The sequence below is a fragment of the Micromonospora andamanensis genome (assembly GCF_016863495.1).
Classification (GTDB): Bacteria; Actinomycetota; Actinomycetes; order Mycobacteriales; family Micromonosporaceae; genus Micromonospora; species Micromonospora andamanensis.
Genome location: NZ_BOOZ01000026.1, coordinates 1 through 22,507, shown reverse-complemented (window position 1 = coordinate 22,507; position 22,507 = coordinate 1). Strand labels below are relative to the sequence as shown.

The 22,507-nt window shown below is 70.1% G+C and carries 26 protein-coding genes; 15 read left to right on the top strand and 11 right to left on the bottom strand.

Annotated elements, in window-relative coordinates; genetic code table 11:
• Positions 1 to 97 precede the first annotated feature (97 nt).
• The 3 genes from Van01_RS20995 to Van01_RS20985 form a co-directional block, all read right to left on the bottom strand.
• Positions 98 to 292 carry an NUDIX domain-containing protein gene (locus tag Van01_RS20995; RefSeq protein WP_239093791.1) on the bottom strand — a complete coding sequence of 65 codons (195 nt, stop codon included), beginning with the start codon at positions 290 to 292 and terminating at the stop codon, positions 98 to 100.
• 150 nt (positions 293 to 442) lie between these two features.
• Positions 443 to 817 (bottom strand): cupin domain-containing protein, encoded by a 375-nt coding sequence (locus Van01_RS20990; protein WP_204010277.1) that lies wholly within the window; start codon positions 815 to 817, stop codon positions 443 to 445.
• Positions 818 to 952: 135 nt separating this feature from the next.
• The gene (locus Van01_RS20985; RefSeq protein ID WP_204010273.1) at positions 953 to 1,357 is read right to left on the bottom strand and encodes a winged helix-turn-helix transcriptional regulator; all 405 of its coding nucleotides are present in this window, start codon (positions 1,355 to 1,357) and stop codon (positions 953 to 955) included.
• A gap of 74 nt (positions 1,358 to 1,431) precedes the next feature.
• Between Van01_RS20985 and Van01_RS20980 the strand changes: the two genes are divergently transcribed.
• Positions 1,432 to 2,226, top strand: a complete 795-nt coding sequence (locus Van01_RS20980; protein ID WP_204010270.1) for an SDR family NAD(P)-dependent oxidoreductase — start codon at positions 1,432 to 1,434, stop codon at positions 2,224 to 2,226.
• An 83-nt stretch (positions 2,227 to 2,309) separates the two neighbouring features.
• Here Van01_RS20980 and Van01_RS20975 read toward each other — a convergent pair whose 3' ends face one another.
• A complete protein-coding gene (locus tag Van01_RS20975) occupies positions 2,310 to 2,909 on the bottom strand; it encodes a TetR/AcrR family transcriptional regulator (RefSeq protein ID WP_204010267.1) in 600 nt (199 codons plus the stop codon).
• 83 nt (positions 2,910 to 2,992) lie between these two features.
• Between Van01_RS20975 and Van01_RS20970 the strand changes: the two genes are divergently transcribed.
• Positions 2,993 to 3,625: an NAD(P)-dependent oxidoreductase gene (locus tag Van01_RS20970; protein WP_204010264.1), complete on the top strand. Its 633-nt coding sequence runs from the start codon at positions 2,993 to 2,995 to the stop codon at positions 3,623 to 3,625.
• A 3-nt stretch (positions 3,626 to 3,628) separates the two neighbouring features.
• Positions 3,629 to 4,426 carry an SGNH/GDSL hydrolase family protein gene (locus Van01_RS20965; protein WP_204010261.1) on the top strand — a complete coding sequence of 266 codons (798 nt, stop codon included), beginning with the start codon at positions 3,629 to 3,631 and terminating at the stop codon, positions 4,424 to 4,426.
• Between the two features lie 58 nt (positions 4,427 to 4,484).
• Here Van01_RS20965 and Van01_RS20960 read toward each other — a convergent pair whose 3' ends face one another.
• Both Van01_RS20960 and Van01_RS20955 read right to left on the bottom strand, forming a co-directional pair.
• Positions 4,485 to 5,579, bottom strand: coding sequence for a winged helix DNA-binding domain-containing protein (locus Van01_RS20960; RefSeq protein ID WP_204010259.1), 1,095 nt, complete (start codon positions 5,577 to 5,579; stop codon positions 4,485 to 4,487).
• A 92-nt stretch (positions 5,580 to 5,671) separates the two neighbouring features.
• Positions 5,672 to 6,787, bottom strand: a complete 1,116-nt coding sequence (locus Van01_RS20955) for a MerR family transcriptional regulator (RefSeq protein WP_204010257.1) — start codon at positions 6,785 to 6,787, stop codon at positions 5,672 to 5,674.
• A gap of 127 nt (positions 6,788 to 6,914) precedes the next feature.
• Between Van01_RS20955 and Van01_RS20950 the strand changes: the two genes are divergently transcribed.
• Positions 6,915 to 7,367, top strand: a complete 453-nt coding sequence (locus tag Van01_RS20950; protein WP_239093790.1) for a hypothetical protein — start codon at positions 6,915 to 6,917, stop codon at positions 7,365 to 7,367.
• A gap of 126 nt (positions 7,368 to 7,493) precedes the next feature.
• Here the strand turns inward: Van01_RS20950 and Van01_RS20945 are convergent, their stop codons facing one another.
• On the bottom strand, positions 7,494 to 8,249 hold the full coding sequence (locus tag Van01_RS20945) for a DinB family protein (protein ID WP_204010255.1): 756 nt from the start codon (positions 8,247 to 8,249) through the stop codon (positions 7,494 to 7,496).
• 100 nt (positions 8,250 to 8,349) lie between these two features.
• Positions 8,350 to 9,363, bottom strand: a complete 1,014-nt coding sequence (locus Van01_RS20940; protein WP_204010253.1) for a glycoside hydrolase family 113 protein — start codon at positions 9,361 to 9,363, stop codon at positions 8,350 to 8,352.
• A 66-nt stretch (positions 9,364 to 9,429) separates the two neighbouring features.
• On the opposite strand from Van01_RS20940, the gene Van01_RS20935 reads away from it, so the two are divergent.
• The 7 genes from Van01_RS20935 to Van01_RS20905 all read left to right on the top strand — a co-directional run bounded on the left by Van01_RS20935 (position 9,430) and on the right by Van01_RS20905 (position 15,454).
• Positions 9,430 to 10,011, top strand: a complete 582-nt coding sequence (locus Van01_RS20935; protein WP_204010251.1) for a TetR/AcrR family transcriptional regulator — start codon at positions 9,430 to 9,432, stop codon at positions 10,009 to 10,011.
• 58 nt (positions 10,012 to 10,069) lie between these two features.
• Positions 10,070 to 10,588, top strand: coding sequence for a metallophosphoesterase family protein (locus Van01_RS20930; RefSeq protein ID WP_204010249.1), 519 nt, complete (start codon positions 10,070 to 10,072; stop codon positions 10,586 to 10,588).
• A 10-nt stretch (positions 10,589 to 10,598) separates the two neighbouring features.
• Positions 10,599 to 10,889, top strand: a complete 291-nt coding sequence (locus tag Van01_RS20925) for a DUF427 domain-containing protein (protein WP_204010246.1) — start codon at positions 10,599 to 10,601, stop codon at positions 10,887 to 10,889.
• 149 nt (positions 10,890 to 11,038) lie between these two features.
• Positions 11,039 to 12,118: a zinc-binding dehydrogenase gene (locus Van01_RS20920; RefSeq protein ID WP_204010243.1), complete on the top strand. Its 1,080-nt coding sequence runs from the start codon at positions 11,039 to 11,041 to the stop codon at positions 12,116 to 12,118.
• Between the two features lie 245 nt (positions 12,119 to 12,363).
• Positions 12,364 to 13,560, top strand: a complete 1,197-nt coding sequence (locus tag Van01_RS20915; RefSeq protein WP_204010240.1) for an MFS transporter — start codon at positions 12,364 to 12,366, stop codon at positions 13,558 to 13,560.
• Positions 13,561 to 13,700: 140 nt separating this feature from the next.
• Positions 13,701 to 14,699, top strand: coding sequence for an RNA polymerase subunit sigma-70 (locus Van01_RS20910; protein WP_204010237.1), 999 nt, complete (start codon positions 13,701 to 13,703; stop codon positions 14,697 to 14,699).
• A 5-nt stretch (positions 14,700 to 14,704) separates the two neighbouring features.
• A complete protein-coding gene (locus Van01_RS20905; protein WP_204010235.1) occupies positions 14,705 to 15,454 on the top strand; it encodes a DUF6069 family protein in 750 nt (249 codons plus the stop codon).
• A gap of 98 nt (positions 15,455 to 15,552) precedes the next feature.
• Here the strand turns inward: Van01_RS20905 and Van01_RS20900 are convergent, their stop codons facing one another.
• Positions 15,553 to 16,062 (bottom strand): hypothetical protein, encoded by a 510-nt coding sequence (locus Van01_RS20900; RefSeq protein ID WP_204010233.1) that lies wholly within the window; start codon positions 16,060 to 16,062, stop codon positions 15,553 to 15,555.
• 187 nt (positions 16,063 to 16,249) lie between these two features.
• Here Van01_RS20900 and Van01_RS20895 point away from each other — a divergent pair, with 187 nt between their 5' ends.
• Positions 16,250 to 16,411, top strand: coding sequence for a hypothetical protein (locus Van01_RS20895; protein WP_204010231.1), 162 nt, complete (start codon positions 16,250 to 16,252; stop codon positions 16,409 to 16,411).
• A 19-nt stretch (positions 16,412 to 16,430) separates the two neighbouring features.
• On the opposite strand, the gene Van01_RS20890 is transcribed toward Van01_RS20895, so the two are convergent.
• A complete protein-coding gene (locus Van01_RS20890) occupies positions 16,431 to 17,411 on the bottom strand; it encodes a threonine ammonia-lyase (protein ID WP_239093789.1) in 981 nt (326 codons plus the stop codon).
• A 138-nt stretch (positions 17,412 to 17,549) separates the two neighbouring features.
• Here Van01_RS20890 and Van01_RS20885 point away from each other — a divergent pair, with 138 nt between their 5' ends.
• The 3 genes from Van01_RS20885 to Van01_RS20875 are packed head-to-tail and all read left to right on the top strand — an operon-like array spanning position 17,550 to position 21,201.
• Positions 17,550 to 18,287, top strand: coding sequence for an ABC transporter ATP-binding protein (locus Van01_RS20885; RefSeq protein WP_239099203.1), 738 nt, complete (start codon positions 17,550 to 17,552; stop codon positions 18,285 to 18,287).
• Positions 18,287 to 20,668: an FtsX-like permease family protein gene (locus Van01_RS20880; RefSeq protein WP_204010227.1), complete on the top strand. Its 2,382-nt coding sequence runs from the start codon at positions 18,287 to 18,289 to the stop codon at positions 20,666 to 20,668. Before Van01_RS20885 ends, Van01_RS20880 begins: the two co-directional genes overlap by 1 nt.
• Before the next feature lie 38 nt (positions 20,669 to 20,706).
• Positions 20,707 to 21,201, top strand: a complete 495-nt coding sequence (locus Van01_RS20875; protein ID WP_204010225.1) for a YcxB family protein — start codon at positions 20,707 to 20,709, stop codon at positions 21,199 to 21,201.
• Between the two features lie 63 nt (positions 21,202 to 21,264).
• Here Van01_RS20875 and Van01_RS20870 read toward each other — a convergent pair.
• On the bottom strand, positions 21,265 to 22,507 hold a 1,243-nt coding region (locus Van01_RS20870; protein WP_204010221.1), incomplete at its 5' end, for a glycoside hydrolase.

The window sequence follows — 22,507 nt, the reverse complement described above, 5'->3', positions numbered from 1 at the left end:
TGACGACGTCGCCCAGCACAGCTCACCGCATTTGTCGGGCTCCGCGATGAACGGCTCGCCGATCCAGCGACCCACCGTGAAGAACAGGTGGAAGTACTCACGGTCGCCGCTCCGGTGCGGAGTGCATGAGCAGCGCAAGCTGACAGCTGTGCGGATCAGCCTCGATCCCGAGCTCCTCCCGTAGCTCCCGCACGAGGCCGGTGACCGCATCCTCACCGCCGTCGAGATGTCCGGCCGGCAGGCTGAGCTGACCGTCCCGGTACCCGGTCGCCGCACGGCGGATCAGCAGCACTCGACCTCTGTCACTGAGGATGCCGTACACGGCGGCGGCGACCCGGAAAGGCTCAGTCGGACCCTACGCTCGACCGGCACCGCTGGGTCGACCACCGGCATCGCGTGCCGTACCAGCAGCGGCCGGGCTACTCCGATCACCGCCAGTGGCTCAGTCCACCCTCGTGAGGAGCGGCTTGCCCTTCTCGACCACGTACGTGGCCAGTTCGACCGCGACACCGTCGCCGACGTTCTTCGCCTGATGGTGGACGCCGTAGGGGACGGTCAGGGCGTCCCCGACGTTGCAGACCCTCGGTGGCTGGCCTTCGAGCGTGTACTCCAGCGTCCCCTGAAGGACACAGATGATCTCTTCGCCGGGATGGAAGTGCGTGAACGGCGGTGAATCCGAGGTGAGCTCCACCCGAGTCTGGATGACCTCACGGCCGGGAATGCTGAGGTCGTGTCTCTGGAGACCGATGCGCCATAATCCCGGCGCGGCCTCAACCGCGTTGGGGCTGATTCCCTCGGGCCGGTCGTTCTCGCTCATCGTGGGCTCCTATGAGCCGTCGTAGGGACGGCAAGCGTTCGGGCGAGTGCCTCTCAACGAGGATAGGCGGCCCCTGGCTCCTTGAGGGACGAACGCCGAACACTGCCGAGCGTCGCGCGTCCGCCTGCGCGCGTCTCAGCTGGGCCGCTGACGGGCCGCAACGATCTCGGTGTGATGGTCGACCGCCCACTCGGCCAGCACGGAGAGCGGCTCCAGGAGGCTGACGCCGAGTGGTGTCAGCCTGTACTCGACGCTCGGTGGCACCGTTGGAAACACCTCACGGTCGACCAGGCCGTCACTCTCCAACGTCCGTAGCGTCCGGGTGAGCATGCGGGGGCTGATTCCCTCGACCGCCCGATGCAACTCGTTGAAGCGATACGGACGCCGGCCGAGCAGGGTGATGAGCAGCAGCGTCCACTTGTCGGTCACCCGCCGCAGCACGTCGGTGACCGGGCAGTGCTCGTACTCGCCGGTGGGGACGGGATTCGGCAACGGGTGGTGGTGCAGCGAGGCACGCACACCGGTGTTCCTTGTGGTCATGAAAGTGCCTTCTTTCGCCGCGCCGGCCGCCTGGCCAGGATGACTACGTCATAGGGGAACGTAGTGGAGGGCGCATGGGCGTCGTGGTGGTCAGCGGGGGCACGAACGGAATGGGACGCGCGTTGGCCCTCGGGCGGGCCGAGCGCGGTGACCGCGTCGTGGTGCTCGGCCGCAACCGCGAACGCGGTGCGGCGCTGGCGGCCAGTGGGATCGACTTCCTTCCCGTCGACCTCTCCAGTGTGGCCGAGAATCGGCAGGTCATCGAACACCTCCTCACCCGCTATCCGGTCGTGGACGCGCTGGCACTGTTCGCCAATGCCGCCGCACCGCGTCGCATCGTGACAGGTGAGGGCCTGGAGCGTACGTTCGCGCTCTACTACCTCAGCCGATACCTGCTCAGCTTCGGCCTGCGTCCGGCCCTGGACCGGGCTCCCGCGCCGGTGATCGTCAACGTCGCCGGGGTCGGCGTCACCAAGGGCGGTGTGCGGTGGACCGATCCGCAACTCACCTCGAGATACTCCATGGTCGCCGCGCAGTTGCAGGCCGGTCGAGCCAACGATCTGCTCGGCGTGGGCTTCGCCGAGCGATCCAGCAGCCGTGCCCGATACGTGCTCTACCATCCCGGCTTCACCAGAAGCGGCGACCGAAGTCCACTCCCGCTGCTGCTCCGTGGACTGCTCGCGGCGGCATCGGTGGCGGCCAGACCCGTCACCGCCGCGGTGACCCCGATCCACCAGTTCCTGGACACGCCCCCGGCCGCCCCGCTGACCGCCATCGACCGCGACAAGCGACTGCCGCTCAGTCTGCCCACGCTCGACCCCGGCAACGCCGAGCGGCTGATGGCCCTGACTGCGGAGCTCCTCGGCTGAGGAGTCGTTTCCCCGGCTGACTCTCGCCCGACGACCCGGTCGACGGCAACCAGCTTCGGTCTCGCCGGCCCGGCGGGTGGTGGTCACTGGCCACGAGGGGCGGTCAGTGGCAGGAGCGGGCGGACGACGGCCTGGACCAACGCCTCGGCGGATGCGCGCGGGGCGGTGGTGGCGTCCGGTCCTTCGGAGTAGTAGCGCAGGAACGCGGTGTGGAAGCACGCGCCGATCAGCAGGGACGCGATCGCATTCGGGTCTGCGTCGGGGCTGATGCGGTCGATGGTCTGCTCGGCCTGGAGGTAGTTGGCGAAGATGGCGATCGCCTTGTCCGGGCCACCGCCGTGCCGGTTCATCGCGACCCGGTGTGCTGCCATTCGTTTCGGATCGGCGAGCAGCGCGCCCAGCATGGGTATCGATTGCTGGTAGAAGGTCAGGGCCGCGTGCGCGAGTTCGGTGAGGTTGTCCTCGACATCGCCGACGCCTGGCCGGACCGTGAGCCGGGCCGGGCCGGGCAGCCGCTCCTTGAGGACGGCGAGCAGCAGGCGTTCCTTGTCGTCGAAGTACTTGTAGAGCGTGGGCTCCGAGACCTTCGCCGCCAGCGCGATCTCCTTCGTCGTGGCCACCGCAACGCCACGTGTCCGCAGGATCTCCTCGGCCGCATCGAGGATCCGCTCCCGGGTGCTCATGTCGCCTCGTCTCATCGGTTGACGGGTTAGTGATTACTAGCCCATTATTGGGGTTAGTAATCACTAACCCCCTGGAGGCAGGCATGCGCCTCACCGTCTTCGGCGCCACCGGCGGCACTGGACGACACGTCACACGCCAGGCGCTCGCTGCCGGTCACCGCGTCACGGCCGTCGTGCGCGAACCGGCGCGGCTACCGCAGATCGACCACCCACGACTCGATCCGGTGATCGCCGATGTGATGAACTCCGAGGCGATCCGACCAGCCGTGGCCGGCCAGGACGCGGTCGTGTCGGCCCTGGGCCCACGCTCCAGAAGGGACGCCCCGGTGTGTGCCGACGGCGCCTCCGCGATCATCACTGCGATGCGCGCCGAGGGCATCCGGCGTCTGATCGTCGTCACCGCGAGCGGCCACGTCGTCGACGCCGGGGACGGGCCGTTCACCCGAGCCGTGGTCAAGCCGATGCTGCGGCGCTACCTCCGTGAGGGATTCGCCGACTTCGCCCGTACCGAGCAGGTGGTCCGCGACAGCGACCTCGACTGGACGATCATGCGCCCGCCCCGCCTCACCGACGGCAGGCAGCGCCCCTACCGTACCGCCATCGACCGCAACGTCCGCGGCGGCTTCACCATCGCTCGCGTCGATCTCGCCCGGGCCATCCTCGCCGCACTGGACGACCCCACCACCGCCGGCCACACCATCTCGCTGGGGTACTGACAGATGAAGAGGCGGATCATCGTTGCCGTGTGCCTGCTGCTGGTCGGCGTACTCGGCGCCGCCGGCACCGTCGGATACCTGGCGTTCGGCCGGCCGCCCACCAACCCGCCAACCGAAGCCTGCGCCGACGACCGCACGTCGGACGCGCTCCCCACGGTCGTCGCGGCCGGCTCCAGCTCGACCCAGGGCACCCTCGGTGCCGACTGGGTGGGCGCGCTTCGCGAACGACCCGAACATCGTGGATACGAGTTCGTCAACGCCGGCGTCAACGGCGACACCAGCGCCGACCTGCGCCAGCGGGTCGATACCGACATCATCGTGTGCCGCCCCACCGCAGTCATGATCCTGATCGGCGGCAACGACGTGCGCGACGACATACCGCTGGATCAGTACCGGGACAACCTCGGCGCGATCGTCGACCGGATCAAGTCCCGCACCACCGCCCGGATCGCGCTGCTGTCCCTGCCGCCGCTGGGAGAGGACCTGGACGCCGCACTCAACCGGAGGCTCGGCACCTACAACACCGTGATCCAGCAGACCGCGACCCGCGCCCAGGTCGACTACCTGCCCGTACACGAGCAGCTTGCCGACGTTTTCCGGCAGCGCGTCGGCGATCCCGCACCGTACGACTTCAGTTTCCCGCTGGCCTTCGGCGCGGCGACCCAGCATTACCTGTTCGGTCGGAGTTGGGATGAGGTCGCCCGGAGTGGTGGACGCGAACTGCACGTCGATCATGTTCATCTCAATGACCGGGGCGGCGCAATCATCACCGAACTCGCCGCTCAGTGGCTGGCCAGCTAGGACCGGATCACGTGCTCCGAGTCCGGAGAGGAATGGCCGGGCCGTGCGTCCACAGTTGTCAGGCGTCGGTGATCGAGACACGGTTGGGGCGTTGCGGCTCAGGCTGGAACATGGTCAGCAGGCGCTCGGCCTCGGCGACGACTGTGTCGCGTTCGTCCGGCGTGAGCGTGCGTAGCGACGTGATCCGCAGGGTCGCCGCGCCGCGGTCGACGGTGACCGCCCAGGTGCCCGAGACCCGGCCGTCGACAAGCAGGAAACGCGCACCTGTGACGCTCAGTCCGCGATGCTCGGCGCCGATGACGCGGCTGCGGTCGTCGTAGCCGAGCACCGCGTTGTCGAACGCCGGCAGGAAGCGCGGCGGCGCCGGGGTCTGTGGGTCGGGCAGTGCGCCGTCGGGCACGTCGAGCAGTTCACGGCCGCGCTCGTCGCGGAACGTCCGCAACGAGTGTCGCAACCGTTGGACCGACTCGCGCAGCCCGCTCAACCCGGACCAGGCGCGGATGTCAGCGGTGGCCGCCGGGCCGTACGCGGCGAGGTAACGCAGGACCAGCGCGTCGACGGCGGCCGGCGACTCCGGCGCCAACTGGCGGCCCAGCCACACCTCGATCGTGGTGTTGTACGCGGCGGCGCGCTCGCCCCAGACACCACGGGGTGGCACCTGCACGAGCGGCAGGAGCGTGCTGAGCGCGTCGCCCAACGTGCGCGCCTGCACACCCGGCCACCTGTGGGCGATCATGCGGGCCGCCTCGGTCAGCATGCGCGGCCGCTCCTCGAACAGCGGCCTGCCCAGGTTCGCCAGCTCGTCGAGGTCGACGCCGGGCAGCGCCCGGCGCAGCGTCGACCACATGCGCGAGACGAGCATCGCCTGGTGCGTCGGCCGCAGTGCGACGCAGTCGCCAGCGGTCACCAGGTGCAGGGTGCGGCGCATCAGCAGGGTGCGGACCGCCTGGCGGCTCAGCAACAGCTCGGCCAGCGCCGACGGCTGGAAGCCGGCGAGTCGGCTCCACAACCCGACGTACGGCTCCAAGGGCTCCTGCGCCTGCAACCCCACCAGGTGCTCAAGGGCGTCGGCGACCGGCATGTCGTGCCGCTGCAACAGGAGCTGACGGGCCAGCAACGCCCGGTTGAGGGCACGGCGGTCCAGCACACTCATGTCGATGACGCTATCGCCCACCCCGGACATCGTCCTGCCCACGGCCAGGGCGTGCGACGGAGCCGCCGGCGCGTCCGGATGCCGTCCGGCGTTCAGGCCACGAGCAGGCGGAGACCGAGTTCTGCCGCGTCGAGTGCGACGAGATCGCGGTTGCGCTCGGCCCACCGACCTGTGGACAGGTCTTCCCGAAGTCTGCTGACTGCACGCTGCTCGGCCTGCGGTCCGACCCTGGTCCACACCGACACCGCGCGGCGTACCTGTTCGTCCAGGTACGCCTCAGGTCGGCGCCAGTACGCCTCGAAGAAGCCGTCAACACAGTCCCACGGCACGAGCACCGGCTCGGCGCGTGCTCCGATCGCACCGGCCAGGTCGGCCAGGGACGGCCATCCGACGAGCAGGTCAGCGAACTCGGGCAGATAGTCGCGGGTGAGCCAGAATCGCTGACGCCAGCCGGTGTCATCGGCGTCGTAGGTGAACACCACCACGCGGCGGGCCACCCGCCGCATCTCACGCAGCCCGGCGACCGGGTCCGGCCAGTGGTGCACGGTGCTGACCGCCATCGCGGCGTCGAAGGACTGGTCCTCGAACGGCAGACTCTCGGCAGCCGCGGCCACGCACGGTGCCGCACCCGGGAGCCGCTGTGCCCGCATGACCGCCGACGGCTCCACAGCCGTGACGTCGCGGTCGGGCGGTTCGTACGAGCCGGTGCCGGCCCCGACGTTCAACACCGTTCGGGCGTCACCCAGGGCCTCCCAGATGCGCGCGGCGATCCGTGGCTCGGTGCGCCGCGTCGCGGGGTAGGCGGATCCGATCGCGTCGTACAACTGCGTCCCGAACACTCGCAGCTGCTCCTCCGGCGTTGTCCTGACGCCCATCGCTCGTGCCTCCAGTTCCCGGTCGATGGCCGTCACCATGGCCGCAGCGCGGTCGCGCTGGTCCATCAGCAGGCCCCGCAGCCGGCACAGGTGCGCGACCGCGTCGGTGGTCGGATCGTCGACCAGATCCGCGATCTCCCGTAACCCGAAGCCGAGCCGCCGGTAGGCGAGTACCTCCCGGAGCCGCTCCACGTCATCCGCGGAGTAGGCCCGGTGCCCGGCCGTGGTCCGCGTGGACGGCTCGAGGAGACCGATCTCGTCGTAGTGGTGCAGGGTGCGGACGCTGACGCCGGCCAACTCCGCCACACGACCCACGGTCAGGTGCTCCGCCATGGCACCGACTATTGCTCCTCACGTCACGTGAGGAGCAAGGATTTCGCCGCCGAGGCATGATCGAAGGGCGCTCCGCCCGACGATTCTTCACGTACCGCCCGGTTGCCCGCACGCCTACGCTGGTCGTATGGAGGCTCGGAAGGTGAGCGTCTGGCGGAACCGTTACGACGTGACGGACCGAGGACGAGAGATCACGGTCTGGGACCGCTCGATGTGGCGCAGCGGTGGCGAGTTCGCGCTGGACGGGCGGCGTTTCCAGGTCCGATCCAACGTCTGGGGCACCAGGTACACAATGGTCGACGACGCGGGAACGCTTGTCGCCTCGGCCGACCGGGTGGGCCGCAAGCGATGGACCGTCGAGGCGTCCGGGCAGACGTACCATTTCCGGCGTCGGTCGGCCTGGGGCAGCGAGGAGGAACTGATCCTCGGCGACACCCGGGTGGGTTCGATCCGCAAGACCAGCTTCTGGCGCGGCGACGTCGCCATCGAGTTGCCGGGACTCGCAACAGAGCTGCAGCTCTTCGTGTTCGGCGTGGTCATCAGCATGTGGGATGCCCAGGCCGCGGCGGGAGCGAGCTGAGACCTCCGGCGAGCCGGTACGGCGCGGCGGTCACATCAGGTGAACAACTCCACTATCGGAACGAAGATGCACGCCAAGACCGGAGTAGGCAACGAGGACCGGCGACCGCCGACGGCTGTCACCGGTTCAGGCACCGGCCTCGAGTACGGCGAGGTCTCGTACCGCATAACGGTGATGCTCGGCCTCTTCCTTCAGCACCACCGTGAGGCAGCGGCGGACGACGTACTCCCGGTCTGGATATGGGTCCGCCGGCTTGCGACCACACACCCGATCGAGCTCGGTTTCGGTGAGCCCGTCGACGACACGCCGCATCGTGGCCATGCGAGCGAGCCGCGGCGCGAGTACCTCGTCGAGCGTCGGGTTGGCTTCGAGGGTGAGCCCGAGCTTCGCCGCTTCGTCGGGCGGCATCCCGCCGTGCGGAAGGCCCAACGGGTGATACGGCGCATCCTCCTCGAGCACGGCATTACCAAGCCAGGCATCGCTGGCCATCAGCAGGTGCCGTTGGGTCTCGACGAACGACCACTCGCCGTCGACCTGCTCGTGCAGCTTGGCCTCGGGCAGGAGTCTGGCGCGGTCGAGCGTCGCCTCCCACTGCGCCTCGATGGCATCCCAAGCAGCCCGGTAGTCGACGGAGGACGCGGCGTCACGCGCCAGCACCCGCGTGGGATGCTGCCGGTCGAGCTCGGCCTCGACGTAGGCGGTCACGTCGACGTCGTTGACAACCAGACGCTCGAAGGCGCCACCGATGTAGACGTCGCCCCCATAGCAGTCCACGATCTTCAGACCGCCGACCTCGCAATCGCGAATCTCAAGGCCGGCAAGGTCGCACAGGTGGATGCGGGCACCACGGAGCTGGTCACTCCGGACGTACTCAGCAGGCATCGAAACAGTTTCCCGCATCCGTCCCGGTCTGCGCCAGGTCATCCGCCGCGCCACCTGCTCGAGAGCCCTTGATCACCATGAAGAGGCTGCTCGCCGCGCGTCATGAGGAAGCCGTGGTCTGCGCGCGGGTACGGCCGTAGTCGGCCAGCGCGTGGAAGGCGGCCTTCGGCCTCCACGAGCCGTCCGGCAGGACCCGCACGATGCCGCGCGCGGCCAGGTCGTAGTCGTGCGCCGGATCGCCGGTGGTGGGTAGGTGCCGGTTCGCGAACGTGTACACGAAGGCCGCCTCGACACCGCCACGCTCGTAGTCGCGTAACAGGTCCAGGAGGTAGCGGGCCTGGCCCTGCTCGTCACGTGTCAGGTCGGCGGTGAGTTTGGCGGCGCGGCCCCGCTCGTCGTACGTCACCGGCTCCGCCGCGCCCGCGACGTCGGCCGCGCCGCGGAAGGTGCAGCAGCCGAACTCGGTGGCGGCGTACGGCTTGCCCCGCCCGACCGCCGCGGCCAGGGTCTGCGGGAACGTCGCGGCGTTTGTGGCGTCCCGGTAGCCGGCGTCGCTGGCGATGATGTCGAAGGGTGCCCAGTCGACGTCCTCCAGGGGGAGCGAGGCGTACCCGACGGGGCCGCCGAATCGTGCCCGTACCGCGGGCACCGCCTCGGCGAGAAAGTCGCGTACCGCGGCGCGTGCGGCCGGGACGGCCTCCCGCATCCGCATCGGATCGGCGAACAGCGCCATCCGTTCGACCAGGTCACGGCCGGGCAGGAAACCGTCGGTGAACAGGGAGATCTCGGAGCCCGTGAGATACACGACCGAGGCGCCGCTGCGGCGCAGCCGTTCGGCCCGTTCGGCGCCGTCGAGCAGGAACGCCATGAGCCCGTCGCGGTCGAGGCCGTTCGTGAACGGGCAGTACCACACCTCGAGCCCCGCCTCGGCTGCCGATCGCGCGGCCAGCTCCAGTCGATCCTGGACACCGCCGGTGATCCGCACCGCGTCGCAGTGCAACTCCTCGCGGATGACCCGCAGGTCACGCCGCACGGTCTCGGGATCGAACGGCTCGTGGGTGGTCGAACCGGCGCTGACGAAGCCGGTGTCGTAGTTCATCCCGAAGACGCGCACGGGAATTCTCCTCACCATCAGGGTACGGGGCGTACCTTATAGGGTACGTCAAGTACCCTGCAAACCATGGGCACCAGACGCCGGGGCGAGGAACTGGAGCAGGCGATCCTGCACGCGGCGGCCGAGGAACTGCGCGAGTCCGGCTACCCGGGCATGACCATGGACCGGGTAGCTGCCCGGGCCGGAACCAACAAGAACGCCATCTACCGTCGGTGGCCGCATCGGGCGGCGCTGGGCATCGCGGCGTACCGCCACCTGTCCGACGTCGCGATGCCGAAACCCGACACGGGCACGCTGCGGGGCGACGCGCTGGAGATGCTGCGGCAGGCGAACGAGACGTGGTCCTCGCCGCACGGAGCGGTTCTGCGCAGCCTGCTGGCCGCGGCGGCGGACGACCCGGCGCTGCTCGACCTGATGCGCGAGCGGTCCGGCGCGGACACCATGGACCGCGCCTGGCTGAGCCTGCTCGAACGCGCGGTCGCCCGCGGTGAGGCACCGCCGACCGCTGTGCACCAGCGCGTGGCGGCCACGCCGATGATGCTGCTGAGAGCCGAGTACGCGATGCGCGGCATACCCTCGGTCGCCGACGAGGTACTGATCGACATCGTCGACGAGGTATTCCTACCCCTCGTACGCGGCCGCGGCTGACGGAACCGGTAGGTGCCGAGCCGGCGGGACCGGAGCCGGGCGGGACTACGCTGGCCGGGTGCGGCTGGTCATCATGGCAGACACCCACCTGCCGAAACGTGCCCGTGACCTGCCGGCCGGGCTGTGGGCTGCGGTCGACGCCGCCGACCTTGTCATCCATGCCGGCGACTGGGTCAGCGCCACCCTGCTCGACGACCTGGAGCGGCGCAGCGCCCGGCTGATCGGCGTCTACGGCAACAACGATGGTCCGGACCTGCGTGCCCGACTGCCGGAGATCGCCCGCGCGGACGTCGCCGGATTGCGCATCGCGGTGGTGCACGAAACCGGGCCGGCCAACGGCCGGGAACGGCGGTGCGCGGCCCGCTTCCCCGACTGCGACCTGCTCGTCTTCGGGCACTCCCACATCCCCTGGGACAGCGAGGCGCCCGGTGGTCTGCGGTTGCTCAACCCCGGCTCGCCGACCGACAGGCGCCGCCAGCCGTGCGCGACGTACCTCACCGCCGACCTGACCGACGGCCGGCTCGACGCCGTCACCCTGCACGAGGTGCCACGCCAGACCGGGCGTGGGCCGGCATAGTCTGGGAAACATGCCGAAAGCCATCTGGAACGACCTGGTCATCGCCGAGAGCACGGACACCGTCGTGGTCGAGGGCAACCACTACTTCCCGCGCGCCGCGCTCCGCGACGACCTGTTGAGGGACTCCGACACCCACACGGTCTGCCCGTGGAAGGGCACCGCGTCGTACTACACGCTCGAACACGACGGGCAGACCAGCGTGGACGCGGTCTGGTACTACCCGCAGCCGCTGCCCGAAGCCGAGATGATCCGTGACCGGGTCGCGTTCTGGAAGGACGTCACGGTCGTCGACGAGGACTGATTCCGGGCGGCAGCTGTGCTCGCCGTTCAAGAATGGTTCGAGGCGCCGGTGGTGGCCGCGACCAGAGCCCGAAACGGCTGGCGAAGCCGGCCACGGCTAAGTGCGATCCGACGCCGTCGACCATGATGATGTCGCAGGAGGGATGGCTGATGACGGTGCCCACCACCATGCGTGCGGTACAGATCATCCGACACGGTGGCCCGGACGTGCTGACCGAGGCGGAGGTGGCCGTGCCCATCCCGGCGGCGGGGGAGGTGCTGGTGCGGGTCAGCGCGGCGGCGCTCAACAACACCGACCTGTGGACCCGGGAGGGCGCCTACGGCAGCCCGGAGGACCCGACGACACTGTCGGGCTGGCGGGGGCCTGTCGAGTTTCCCCGCATCCAGGGTGCCGACGTGGCAGGCCGGGTCGTGTCGGTGGGAGCCGGCGTGGATGGGAGCCTCGTCGGTCGCCGGGTGGTCGTCGACCCGGCGAGCTACGACGCCGAAGGCCCCGACGCGAACCCGGTGGGCCTGATGGGCAGCGAACGCGACGGTGGCTACGCCGAGTACGTGACCGCGCCGGCGAGGCAGGTGCATGACATGACGGAGGCGCCGCTCGCGGACGATCAACTCGCCGCGTTGCCCACCGCGTACGGCACGGCGTTGGGCATGATCGAGCGGGGGCGGCTGCGGAAGGGTGAGACGGCTCTGGTCTCCGGGGCCTCCGGCGGCGTGGGGTTGGCGCTGGTGCAGATCGCCCGGGCGCGCGGCGCGCGGGTCCTCGCCATCAGCAGTGCGGGAAAGGTCGACGCGGTGCGCCAGGCGGGAGCGCACGAGGTGGTGGACCGCGCGAACGGCGTCGTCGAACAGATCCGCGCCATCGCCCCGGAAGGCATCGACGTCGGGCTCGACGTTGTCGCCGGAGATCTCGTGGCCGAGGGCCTGCCGGCGGTACGCGACGGCGGCCGATGGGTCGTCGCCGGTGCCCTCGGCGGCTACCAGGTGGCCTTCGACGTACGCCGTCTCTACCTGCACAACGTCCAGCTGATCGGCTCCTCGATGCACACTCCCGCACACTTCGAACTGCTGATGGACCTGGCCCGCCGGGGTGAGATCGCCCCCGTCATCTCGGCGACCTTCCCGCTGCACGAGGCCGCTCGCGCCCAGGAGGAACTCGCTCACCGACGCCATGTGGGCAAGATCGTCCTGATCCCACCCGGCCGCCGTCAGTCGCCGGCTGCCGGGTAGACGGCCGAAGGACCCAGCCCGGAACCCGGAGACCGCCCTTCTGAACCGAGGTCAGGTGGTCCCTGGTCACCGGCATCATTGACGGCCGCGGAGCACCCACTCGCCGCGGTGGTGCCGCCCGCGAACAGCGCCGAGACGAATGTGACGAAGGCTCCTTCCTAGGACGGCTTGGCGAGTGTGCGGAGCGCCACCGTAGGTGGAAGCGGCGCACCAAGATGATCTACGGTGGCGGCCGAGGAGCGCAGATGATGTCACGACCCGGGATACAGCGGGCGCTGATCGCCGCCGTCCAGGTACTCAGCCTGGCGGTGTGGTTCTCGGCCTCCGCCGTGGTACCGGCGCTGCGCGAGTCGTGGCAGATCAGCGCCACCGCATCCGTCTGGCTGACCGCGTCCGTCCAACTCGGGTTCGTGGCCGGTGCCGTCACCTCGACAGTGTTGAACCTGGCCGACCGGATGAGGCCGCACCTGCTGATGGCCGGTAGCGCGACGCTCGCCGCGGCCTGCACCGGCATCTTCGCCCTCACCGTCGACGGGCTGGCCGCAGCCATCCCGTTGCGGTTCCTCACAGGTGTCTTCCTGGCCGGGGTGTACCCGGTCGGCATGAAACTGACAGGGTCCTGGGCGCCGCCGGCCCGCCGAGGTCTCGCGTTCGGCGTCATGATCGGCGCGCTGACCCTCGGCTCGGCGCTCCCGCACCTGATCGGCGGCCTGGGCGACCTGCCGTGGCGCGGCGTGATGGGCACCGCGGCCGGATGCGCGCTCCTCGGTGCGGTGGTGGCCGTGGCCCTGGTACGGGAAGGGCCGCAGTTCGCCCCCGGCACCTCGCCGCGTCCCTATCCCCGGTACGCCCTGGCGATGTTCCGTCAGCGTGCTCCCCGGCTGGTCAACCTGGGCTACTTCGGCCACATGTGGGAGCTGTACGCGTTGTGGACCTGGCTGCCCAGCTTCCTGATCGCCGGCACGGCGGCTCGGACCGGCCGCGACGACGCGAGCGTCAGCCTGCTCGCGTTCCTGGCCATCGGGATCGCCGGGGTCGCCGGATGCCTCGTCGGCGGTTGGGCCGCGGACCGGTTCGGACGCCCCCGGGCCGCAGTCACCGCCCTGGTGGTCAGCGGCGCCTGCTGCCTGGCCTCTCCACTGTTCTTCACCGCGCCGCCCGGCGCCGTCGTCCTGCTGGGTGTGGTGTGGGGCGCCGCGGTCATCGCGGACTCCGGTGTCTTCTCGACAGCCCTGAGCGAGGTCGCCGACAAGCGGTACGTCGGAACCGCGCTCACCGCACAGACGGCAATCGGTTTCGCCCTGACGGTCGTCACCATCCAGCTCGTACCTGTCCTGGCCGACGCGGTCGGCTGGCGTTGGGCGTTCCTGCTGCTCGCCCCGGGTCCGCTCGTCGGCGCGCTGGCGATGCGCGCGTTCGGCCACCAGCCCAGCCGGGCCTGAGCCGCGGCTGAGGAGCCCGGTCGCCGCGAATGCGCCGGGCCGGCAACTGGTCGACCATCCGGAACACCGCCGGTGATGAGTTCTTCCGCCCGCGCCCGTCATATCTGCGACAGGCCACGACGGGACGGAAGGATGGCGAGATGGGTACCGATCTGCGGCTGGAGGAACTGGGCGTGAACGGTCCGGGTGAGGTGGACGAGTCGGCGTTCACCGGGCTGGCCCAGCGGCACCGGCGGGAGCTGCACGTGCACTGCTACCGGATGCTCGGGTCGTTCGAGGATGCCGAGGACACCGTCCAGGAGACGTTCCTGCGAGCCTGGCGGCGACGGGAGACCTTCGCCGGTCGGTCCACGTTCCGGGCCTGGCTGTATCGGATCGCCACGAACGCCTGCCTGGATCTGCTCGCCAGGTGCCGCCCGGCGCCGGCGACCGGCGGCGAGGTGCTGTGGTTGCAGCCCTACCCGGACCGGCTGCTCGACGAACTGGCCGCGGGCGAGGCGGACGAGCCGGAGACGGTGGCCGTCGCCCGGGAGACGATCGAGTTGGCGTACCTCGTCGCGGTCCAGCACCTCGCGCCACGCCCACGGGCCGTGCTGATCCTGCGGGACGTGCTCGGCTGGCCGGCGAAGGACGTCGCGGAGCTGCTCGGCGACTCCGTCAACTCGGTGAACAGCGCGCTGCAACGGGCCCGCGCGGGCATGCGGGAGCACCTGCCCGCCGAGCGGCAGGACTGGACCGGCGGCGAGGAGGACGCCGGGACGCGTGACCTGGTGCGCCGTTACACCGAGGCCAGCGTGGCCACGGACATCGACGCGCTCGCCGCGCTGCTGCGCGAAGACGTCCGCTGCTCGATGCCACCCACGCCGGGCCTGTGCACCGGCCGCGACGCGGTGGTCGCCGACTGGGTCGACAGCGGTTTCGTGGGCATGAAGGGCCTGTGTGCCATCCGGACCCGGGTGAACCGGCAGCCGGCAGTCGCCTTCTACCACTGGCGCGAGCGGGAGCACGCGTACCTGCCGCTGACGATCGACGTGCTGCGCGTCACCGGCGGGGCGATCAGCGAGATCGTCACGTTCCACGACGACCAGTACCCGCGGCTCGGTCTGCCGGAGCGGCTGCCGGCGGACGGCACGGAGTAGCCCCGGTGTGGAGGCTCGCGCTGCGTCGCGGCGCGCGTGTCGCAGTGGTGGCAGCGCAGTGGCGCGACACGTTCGCCCTCGTCACCAGCGGGCGGGTGCAGCTGGAGTTGCGCGACGGCGAACCCGGGCCGGTCCTCGGCCCCGGCGCCGGGTTCTGGCTGCGCGGCACCGGCGTCCGCGCATTGCGCAATCCCGGCCGCCGCACGGCCAGGGTACGCATCCTCACCCGCCGGGCCGGGACCGTCACCGGTCAGCCAACGCACCCCGTACGAACCGTCACCGGAGCATGGAGACAGGACATGATCAGCATCAATGACATCAGGACCGGCGCGGCACCAGCATCGGGCCGGACCGGCCGGGGTCGTCGACTCGGCCGGCTCGCCGGCACCGGCTTCCTCGCCACCCTCGCGGCGATGGCGGCCACCACCCTCGCCGCTGCGCTCGCCCGGGCCATCGGCGTCGACTTCGAGATCCCCGACGGTGGCGAGTCGATCCCGTTGGCCGGCTTCACAGTGGTGACCGGCTTCTTCTCGGTGGTGGGAGTCGTCATCGCCGTGGCTCTTCTCCGGTGGAGCGCCCGCCCCGCCGAGCGATTCTTGTGGACGGCTGCGTCGTTGACCGTGATATCGATGATCCTGCCCTTGGTCTGCGGGGCGGACAGCGTCACCACCACCGCCCTCATGGGACTGCACCTCGTGCCGGCGGCGGTGATGATCCCCACCCTGGTGCGCGGGCTGCGCACCCGCACCGACTGACGATCGGCGCCGGAAGCGGGGCGTCCCCACCTCCCGGCCTGTCGAAGTCGACCGGACCTACTCCGGCAGGCCGGAAACGCTTGCTGGTGGCGCGAGGCTCAGTGTGTCCAGCCGGCAGCGTGCAGGCTGTTGTGGAACCAGCCTCCTCTGTCGAGCGGCCGGATCGCGCCGTCGTCCTCGGCCGTGGCAAGGTGCGGGAACCGGGCGAGAACCTCGGCGAGGTTCTGCTCGGCGGGCCGGGGCAGCTGGGAGATCGCCTCGTCGAGAGTCAGCCCGGCGGCCTCGACGACCTCGGGATGCTTCCGGAGGAACGTCGTGACGTGGTCCACCACGGCAGCGAGGCGCTGCCGTAGCCGGTCGGCATCAGGTTCGTCGTCACTGACCCGCAGATCGACAAGTTGCCAGGCCCGTCCGAACACCGGCAACAGCCGGTCACCTTCCGCGCTGAAGAATTCCAGGGCACCTCGGCGGGTGTCGGGACCGCCGAACCCGTCCTCGATCAGCTGCCGCAGGTCCGGGTAGACGTGCGCGAAAGTGTCGTCGAAGGCGATCGCCACGATTGCGGTAACTGTTTCCGGGCTGATGACGTTGGCCGAAGATCCGTCCACTGTGATTCCTCCCCGTATCGATCCGGACGTGAATCCGTTGTCGAGTTTCACACGGTAGGCAGGCAGGTCAATCACCGAACTCGGCGGCATTGCGGGCGGCGAATACCGTAGCTCGTATGACTGATCTGGAAACGTGGTGGAACGGCCTCAGCAAAGACGACCAGATTTGTTTCTGCAGAGTCGCGAGATGTCGGCGCTCCCTCCGGAGGTGGTGAGACGTGCTGAGGCCGTCGGCGCGGAGACGGTCAGCACAACCGAACTGGCCGACGGCAAGAGCGCGGTCACGATCGATTGGCCCGGCGCGACTCGGGTCTTCCTCGACGAGAAGGCCGGCGCGAGGGACAGCTGACGTCCGATCCGGTCGACGGTCACCACCCGCGGCCACGAGTCGGGCGGACCCAGCGGTGGTAGGCGGTCGCGTCGACGTTGCTGCCGCAGACGACTGTGACGACGTGTCGGCCGGCGAAACGGTCGGGGTCTTCGAGCAGCGCGGCGATGCCGAGGGCGGCTGACGGTTCGGCGACGAGACCGGCGTGGTCGAGCAGCAGCCGCATGCCGGCGATGATCGAGGTCTCCCGAACGAGGACTGCGTCGTCCGCGACCACGAGCAGGTCGTCCAGGACGGCCGGGATGGGGCGGCGGCCGGCGACGCCGTCGGCGATGGTGTTCGTCGATTCGGTGGTGACGACGCGCCGCTGGTGCCAGGAGCGGGTCATCGCCGGCGCACCCAGCGGCTGGACGCAGAGCACCTCGACGTCGGGCGCCAGTTCCTTCAGGACATGACCCACGCCGGTGGCCAGCGCACCACCGCCGAGAGCGACAAGCACCGTGTCGAATGACTGCGGGTCGTCCACCAGTTCGAGGCCGATGGTGGCCGCGCCTTCGCAGGTCTCGATGTCCAGGCTGTCTTCGAAGAGCCGGATACCGCGCTGCCGTGCGATGGCTGCCGCCCGGTCCCGGGCCAGCTCGTGGTCGCCGTCGACCAACTCAAGCGTGGCGCCGAGGGCTCGGATGCGGTCGAGCTTGGCGACTGTCGCGTGGCGGGTGGCGACGACAGTGACGTCGAGCCCTCGACCGCGACCGGACCAGGCGAGGGCCTGGCCGAGGTTGCCCGCGCTGGCGCAGACCACCGCGGGTGGCCCGACCTCCGCGAGCCGGCTCGCGACGAGTTCGGTGCCGCGCCCTTTGAAGCTGCGGACCGGGTTGGCTGTTTCGAGCTTGATGCTGACGGCGCATCCGAGTTCGGGCTCCAGTGACTCGCAGCGGTACAGCGGCGTGTGGAGGAAGACCGGGTCGATGATCCGGCGGGCCGCCTGGATCCGAGCGGTGTCGAGGCGCGTCGTCAGCACGACCGAGCAGCGTAGCGACATGGGGCGGTCGTGTGTCGGGAAAGTCTTTCAGGGTTCTGTCAGGAGGCGGTACCACGCCGGAGTGTCCGGCAGAGTGGCGGACGCTGGCCTTCGGCCCAGGAAGGGTGGGCGTTGACCTTGACGCGTCACGGAACGAACGGCTCGACCACGGCGCCACGGACGGCCGAACCGGTGATCCAGGTACGCGGCGTGGCGAAGACGTATCCCGTTCCGGGCGGCGAGTTTCCGGCGCTCAGTGGCGTGGACCTCGCCGTGGACGCCGGGGAGTTCACGGCGGTGGTGGGTCGCTCGGGCAGCGGTAAGACGACCCTGTTGAACCTGCTCGCCGGCATCGACAGGCCGACCGCCGGGGAGGTCCGGGTGGCCGGGACAGCCGTGCACGAGGTACGCGAGACCCAACTGGCGGCCTGGCGGGGTCGCGCGGTCGGCCTGGTGTTCCAGTTCTTCCAACTGCTGCCGACGCTCACCGTCGCGGAGAACGTGATGCTGCCGATGGATTTCCGGGGCACCGTCGCGGCCCGCCGCCGCCGGCCACTCGCACTGGAGTTGTTGGACCGCGTGGGGATCGCCGAACACGCCGACAAGGTGCCCGCCGGGCTCTCCGGTGGGCAGCAGCAGCGCGCCGCGATCGCCCGGGCCCTGGCCAACGACCCGCCGGTCATCCTGGCGGACGAACCGACAGGCAATCTCGACAGCGCCACCGCCGCCGCGGTGCTGGAACTGTTCCGGGAGCTGGCCCGGGCCGGCAAGGCCGTGGTGATGGTCACCCACGAGCGCGACCTTTCCGGGTACGCCGACCGTCTGGTGACGCTCGTCGACGGGCGGGTGGCGGGGGACGTGGCGGTCACCGCGTGATGCGGCCACGGACGGTGAAGATGTGGCGGGATCTGTCCGCCGCTCGGGGCCGGGTGGCGGTCATGATCCTGGCGATCGCGGTGGCCATGTCCGGTGTCGGTGCGCTGCTCATCGCCCGTACCGTGCTCGTCCGGGAGGCCGCGGCGGTCTATGTCGGCACCAACCCGGCCAGCGCGACCCTGGAGGTCGAAGGTGGTGTCGACGCCGCGCTGCTCGCCCAGGTCCGCACCCGACCCGGTGTCACCGACGCCGCGGCCCGGCAGACCGTCCTGACCCGGGTCCGGGTCGGTGATCAGTGGCGTCGCATGCTGCTGTTCGTCATCGCGGCGGACGACCCGATGCGGGTGGCGAAGCTGCGCATGGAGTCCGGTGCCTGGCCGCCCGCCGACGGTGAACTGCTCCTCGAACGCACCGCTGAACCGGTCCTGGACGCCACCGCCGGTGACCGCTTGGCGGTCGCCGGCCCCTCCGGCGCGACGACCGAGGTGCGGGTCTCCGGCACCGTCTACGACGCCGCGTTGGCGCCGGCCGGACAGGAAAGCGTCGGCTACGGCTATCTCACCCCGGCCGGGCTGGCTCGTCTCGGCTTCACCGCGTCCGCCGACGAACTGCGCATCGTCACCCCCGCCCGGGACCAGGCAAGTGTGGAGGCGACCGCGTCAGCAGTCGCGGCCTGGCTGACCGCGCAGGGCCGTGAGGTGCATCAGATCAAGGCGCCTCCGTACCAGCATCCACACCACAGCCAGTCCGAGACGATCACGGGGATGTTCCTGGCTTTCGCGCTCGCGGCACTGGTGCTCGCCGGGGTTCTGGTGGCGGCGACCCTCGGCGGGATGCTGGCGGCGCAGACCCGTCAGATCGGCATCATGAAGACCGTCGGCGCGACGACCGGCCAGCTGCTACGGGTCTACCTGGGGGCGGTCGCCGCCATCGCCGCGACCGCCACCGTGCTGGCCGTCGGCCCGGCGCTGCTGGCCGGATACGGGCTGACCGGGCTGGTGGCCGAGATGCTCAACGTCGAGATCGCCAACCGGGCGATGCCGTGGTGGGTTCCCGCGACATATGTCGGCGCCGGGCTCGCGATTCCATTGGCGGTCGCGCTCGTACCGCTGGTCCGGGCGGCGCGGATCACCGTACGTGCCGCGCTCGACGAGCACGGCGCCGGGACAGGGGTGGGCAGTCGGCGCAGCGACAGGTGGCTGACCCGGCTGCGTGGTGGTCGCCTCAGCACCCTCGCCCTGCGCAATCTGCTGCGCCGTCGGGGTCGGCTGGCGCTGACCCTGGCACTGCTGGCCGCCGGTGGCGCCATGTTCACAAGCGGGCTCAACAGCTCCGCCGCCTGGCGGAGCTGGGTCGACGACGGCATGGCCCGCCGCGCCTACGACGCGCAGCTGCGGCTCACCTCGTCGGCCCCGGCCGACGCCATCGCCAGGGCCGCGACCGCCGTCGACGGCGTGGTCGCGGCCGAACCGTTCGTGTCGCTGGTGGCCACGCCCGCCACCGCCGACGGACGCATCGAGGTGCAGCGCACCTATCCCGACGACGGGCACGGCCGGTTCCTGCTGGCGGCGCTACCCGCACCCACCCGCATGGTCGACTTCGAGGTCACCGCCGGCCGCTGGCTGCACGCGGCAGACACCGACGGCGTCGTGCTGAATCAGAGCGCGGTGTCGCGCCTCGGCGATCCCCACCTCGGCGACGACGTCCACCTGGCCGTCGACGGGGTGGTGGGACGGTGGCGGCTCGTCGGTACCGTCGCGGAGGCCGGCGGACCCGCCACGGCGTACACGACTCCGCAGAGCGTCGCCCGGTTCGTGGACCCGGGGACCGCAAACATGCTGCACATCACCACCACCGGCGACACCGAAGAAGTCACCGATGCGGTGGAAGCCTCGCTGGCCACCGCCGGGCTGATGGTCGGCGAGTCGATGCTCATCGCAGACCTGCGTACGGCGATCGACGAACACGTGGCCGTCTTCATCGGCACGCTGCTCGCCCTCGCCGCGCTGATGGCGGCCGTCGGCATCCTCGGACTGGCCGCCACGATGAGCATCACCGTCACCCAACGCACCCGCGAGTACGGCGTCATGCAGGCCATCGGCGCCCGTCCCGCCACCATCCGGCGCATGGTCCTCCTCGAGGGCACCCTGACCGGCCTGCTCGGCTCACTTGTGGCCATCGTGCTGGGCGTGCCGCTGTCCGTCCTGGTCGGTGAACTGCTCGGCACGATCTCCTTCGGCCTGCCGCTGCCGCTGAGACTCTCACCTGTCGGACTCGCCGCCTGGCTGCTGCTCTCGGTCGCCGCGGCGGCGGTGGCGACGCTTGTCGCGGCACACCGGGCGGCCCGGCTGACCATCCGGGAGACCCTCAGCTACCAGTGAACCCGGCTCCGGGCCGGCGCAGGCACTATCGTTCTGGCGTGCACATCCGTTTCGACGTACCAGCCGATCCCGCCTATCCGGGCCGCGTGGCCGCCGCGCTGAGCAGTGCCCAACTGCGCAGGTACGTGGTCATCGGCGCGGTGCTGGTGACGGTAGGTGCGGTGGGTCTCCTCGTCTCGCGGGGGTTGGGCTGGGGCGACCAGACGTTGCCGGTGTGGCTGGCGATGCTCGTGGGTGGTCTGCTGGCGATGCTGTACTGGCCGTGGCTGCGCCTGCGCGCCAGGCGTCGCTCCAGTGGTTACGCCGTCGAGGGTGGCTACGACATCACCGAGGACAACATCATGATGCGCAGCGGCGCGGAGTCCGGTGGCATCGCCTGGGACGGAGTGACCCAGGTGAGGTCCACCCCCGAGTTCTGGATCGTGTACGTGGGTCGGATGCCGGCGACCGTTATCCCACGCCTGTTGATGTCCGCTGAGGACGCTGAGACGTTGCGTGCGTACCTGGCCGATCGTGGGCTGCTCCGGTCGTGAGCCCGTCCGAGCGGGGGTGTGCGGGTGCGGTCACACCCGCACACCCCGGTGGGTGGAGACCGGTCAGGGGGTGAGCACGACAGTGGAGATGCTGCGTGCGCCGACGTTGACGGAGACCTGTCCGCCGTTGACGCTCACCGGCTGACTTGCCGCGTTGGCGTTCTGCGAGGTGAGGTAGTGCTCGGCGCGGGTGACATTCTGCGGCACCTGGATCACGGCATTGTTCACCGCGCTCGTCGAACGGTTCAGGATCACAAGCGTGGTCTTCCCGCCGCCGGTGTAGGCGGTCACCTCCAGCGGTGCGGCCTTGGTGCTCTTGGTCAGGGCGACCCGCTGGTACCCGGGGCGGACGTACTTGGCGTACTGCGAGAAGGCGTACCCGCGCTTGAGCGGGGCACCGGCGGTGGTGCCGAAGGCGGCCTCGCCGTCACCGATGAAGGAGTAGTAGCGCTTGCCGTACCACCACACGTAGGCGGTCCAGTTCGCCTCCATCGACCGGTGCACGGTACGCATGATGTCGTCGAGCGTCTCGTTCCAGACCGTCTGGTTGCTGGGGTTGCCCCAGATGTTGGAACCGTTGCCGTCAGCGGCGTGCAGGTTCCACTCGGTCATCCACACCGGCTTGTTGTGCTGGTCGGCCAGGGGATAGGACCGTAGGCGGCCGGACTGCTCGGTGCCGTACAGGTGACCGCCGATGTAGCCGATGTTGTTGCGGGCCGTCGCGTCGTTGAGGGTCGGATCGGTGTAGGTGTAGTTCAGGTTGACCGCCTCGGCGACCATCAGCCTGGTGTTCTGCACCCGGGTTCCGTGGTCGCGTACGAAGTTGCGCAGTTCGGTGCCGCTCCAGTCCATGGAGTCGTAGTCCGGGTGCCAGTCCGGCTCGTTCTGCACCGAGGTGACATCGATCGTGATGCCCTGACTGCGCATCTGCTGGACGTAGCTGTTCAGGTGGTTCGCGTAGTCGTCGTAGTAGTCGGTCCTCAGCTTGCCACCGTTGACCCGGCTGTTGTTCGTCTTCCACGCCGCCGGTGCGGTCCACGGCGAGGCGAGGATCTTCACATCGGATCCGTACGACTTGGCCGTCCGCAGGGCGTTCACGTGGACCGGCCACTCACCGGACTCCGGTGAGATGCCGGTCCGCACGATCGACAGGCCCAACTGGTTGGCGCCCAGGCCGACGAGCGTCTGCGTCTCGGCCGTCGACCAGGTGCCGTTGCCCCAGATCGAGGTCGCCGCCCCGAACCCGTCGATCGTCTGGTAGCGGGTGGCGCTGTTGACAGTGATGTCCGCAGGTCCCGTCGGCGGT

Bases quoted from the DNA above. Each gene is read 5' to 3' on its own strand.
- Van01_RS20960 (WP_204010259.1), bottom strand. From the start codon at position 5,579: ATGAGTGTGCTGGACCGCCGTGCCCTCAACCGGGCGTTGCTGGCCCGT.
- Van01_RS20970 (WP_204010264.1), top strand. From the start codon at position 2,993: ATGCGCCTCACCGTCTTCGGCGCCACCGGCGGCACTGGACGACACGTC.
- Van01_RS20915 (WP_204010240.1), top strand. From the start codon at position 12,364: ATGATGTCACGACCCGGGATACAGCGGGCGCTGATCGCCGCCGTCCAG.
- Van01_RS20895 (WP_204010231.1), top strand. From the start codon at position 16,250: ATGTCGGCGCTCCCTCCGGAGGTGGTGAGACGTGCTGAGGCCGTCGGC.
- Van01_RS20950 (WP_239093790.1), top strand. From the start codon at position 6,915: ATGGAGGCTCGGAAGGTGAGCGTCTGGCGGAACCGTTACGACGTGACG.
- Van01_RS20935 (WP_204010251.1), top strand. From the start codon at position 9,430: ATGGGCACCAGACGCCGGGGCGAGGAACTGGAGCAGGCGATCCTGCAC.
- Van01_RS20975 (WP_204010267.1), bottom strand. From the start codon at position 2,909: ATGAGCACCCGGGAGCGGATCCTCGATGCGGCCGAGGAGATCCTGCGG.
- Van01_RS20945 (WP_204010255.1), bottom strand. From the start codon at position 8,249: ATGCCTGCTGAGTACGTCCGGAGTGACCAGCTCCGTGGTGCCCGCATC.
- Van01_RS20985 (WP_204010273.1), bottom strand. From the start codon at position 1,357: ATGACCACAAGGAACACCGGTGTGCGTGCCTCGCTGCACCACCACCCG.
- Van01_RS20925 (WP_204010246.1), top strand. From the start codon at position 10,599: ATGCCGAAAGCCATCTGGAACGACCTGGTCATCGCCGAGAGCACGGAC.
- Van01_RS20980 (WP_204010270.1), top strand. From the start codon at position 1,432: ATGGGCGTCGTGGTGGTCAGCGGGGGCACGAACGGAATGGGACGCGCG.
- Van01_RS20990 (WP_204010277.1), bottom strand. From the start codon at position 817: ATGAGCGAGAACGACCGGCCCGAGGGAATCAGCCCCAACGCGGTTGAG.
- Van01_RS20955 (WP_204010257.1), bottom strand. From the start codon at position 6,787: ATGGCGGAGCACCTGACCGTGGGTCGTGTGGCGGAGTTGGCCGGCGTC.
- Van01_RS20965 (WP_204010261.1), top strand. From the start codon at position 3,629: ATGAAGAGGCGGATCATCGTTGCCGTGTGCCTGCTGCTGGTCGGCGTA.
- Van01_RS20920 (WP_204010243.1), top strand. From the start codon at position 11,039: ATGACGGTGCCCACCACCATGCGTGCGGTACAGATCATCCGACACGGT.
- Van01_RS20910 (WP_204010237.1), top strand. From the start codon at position 13,701: ATGGGTACCGATCTGCGGCTGGAGGAACTGGGCGTGAACGGTCCGGGT.
- Van01_RS20880 (WP_204010227.1), top strand. From the start codon at position 18,287: ATGCGGCCACGGACGGTGAAGATGTGGCGGGATCTGTCCGCCGCTCGG.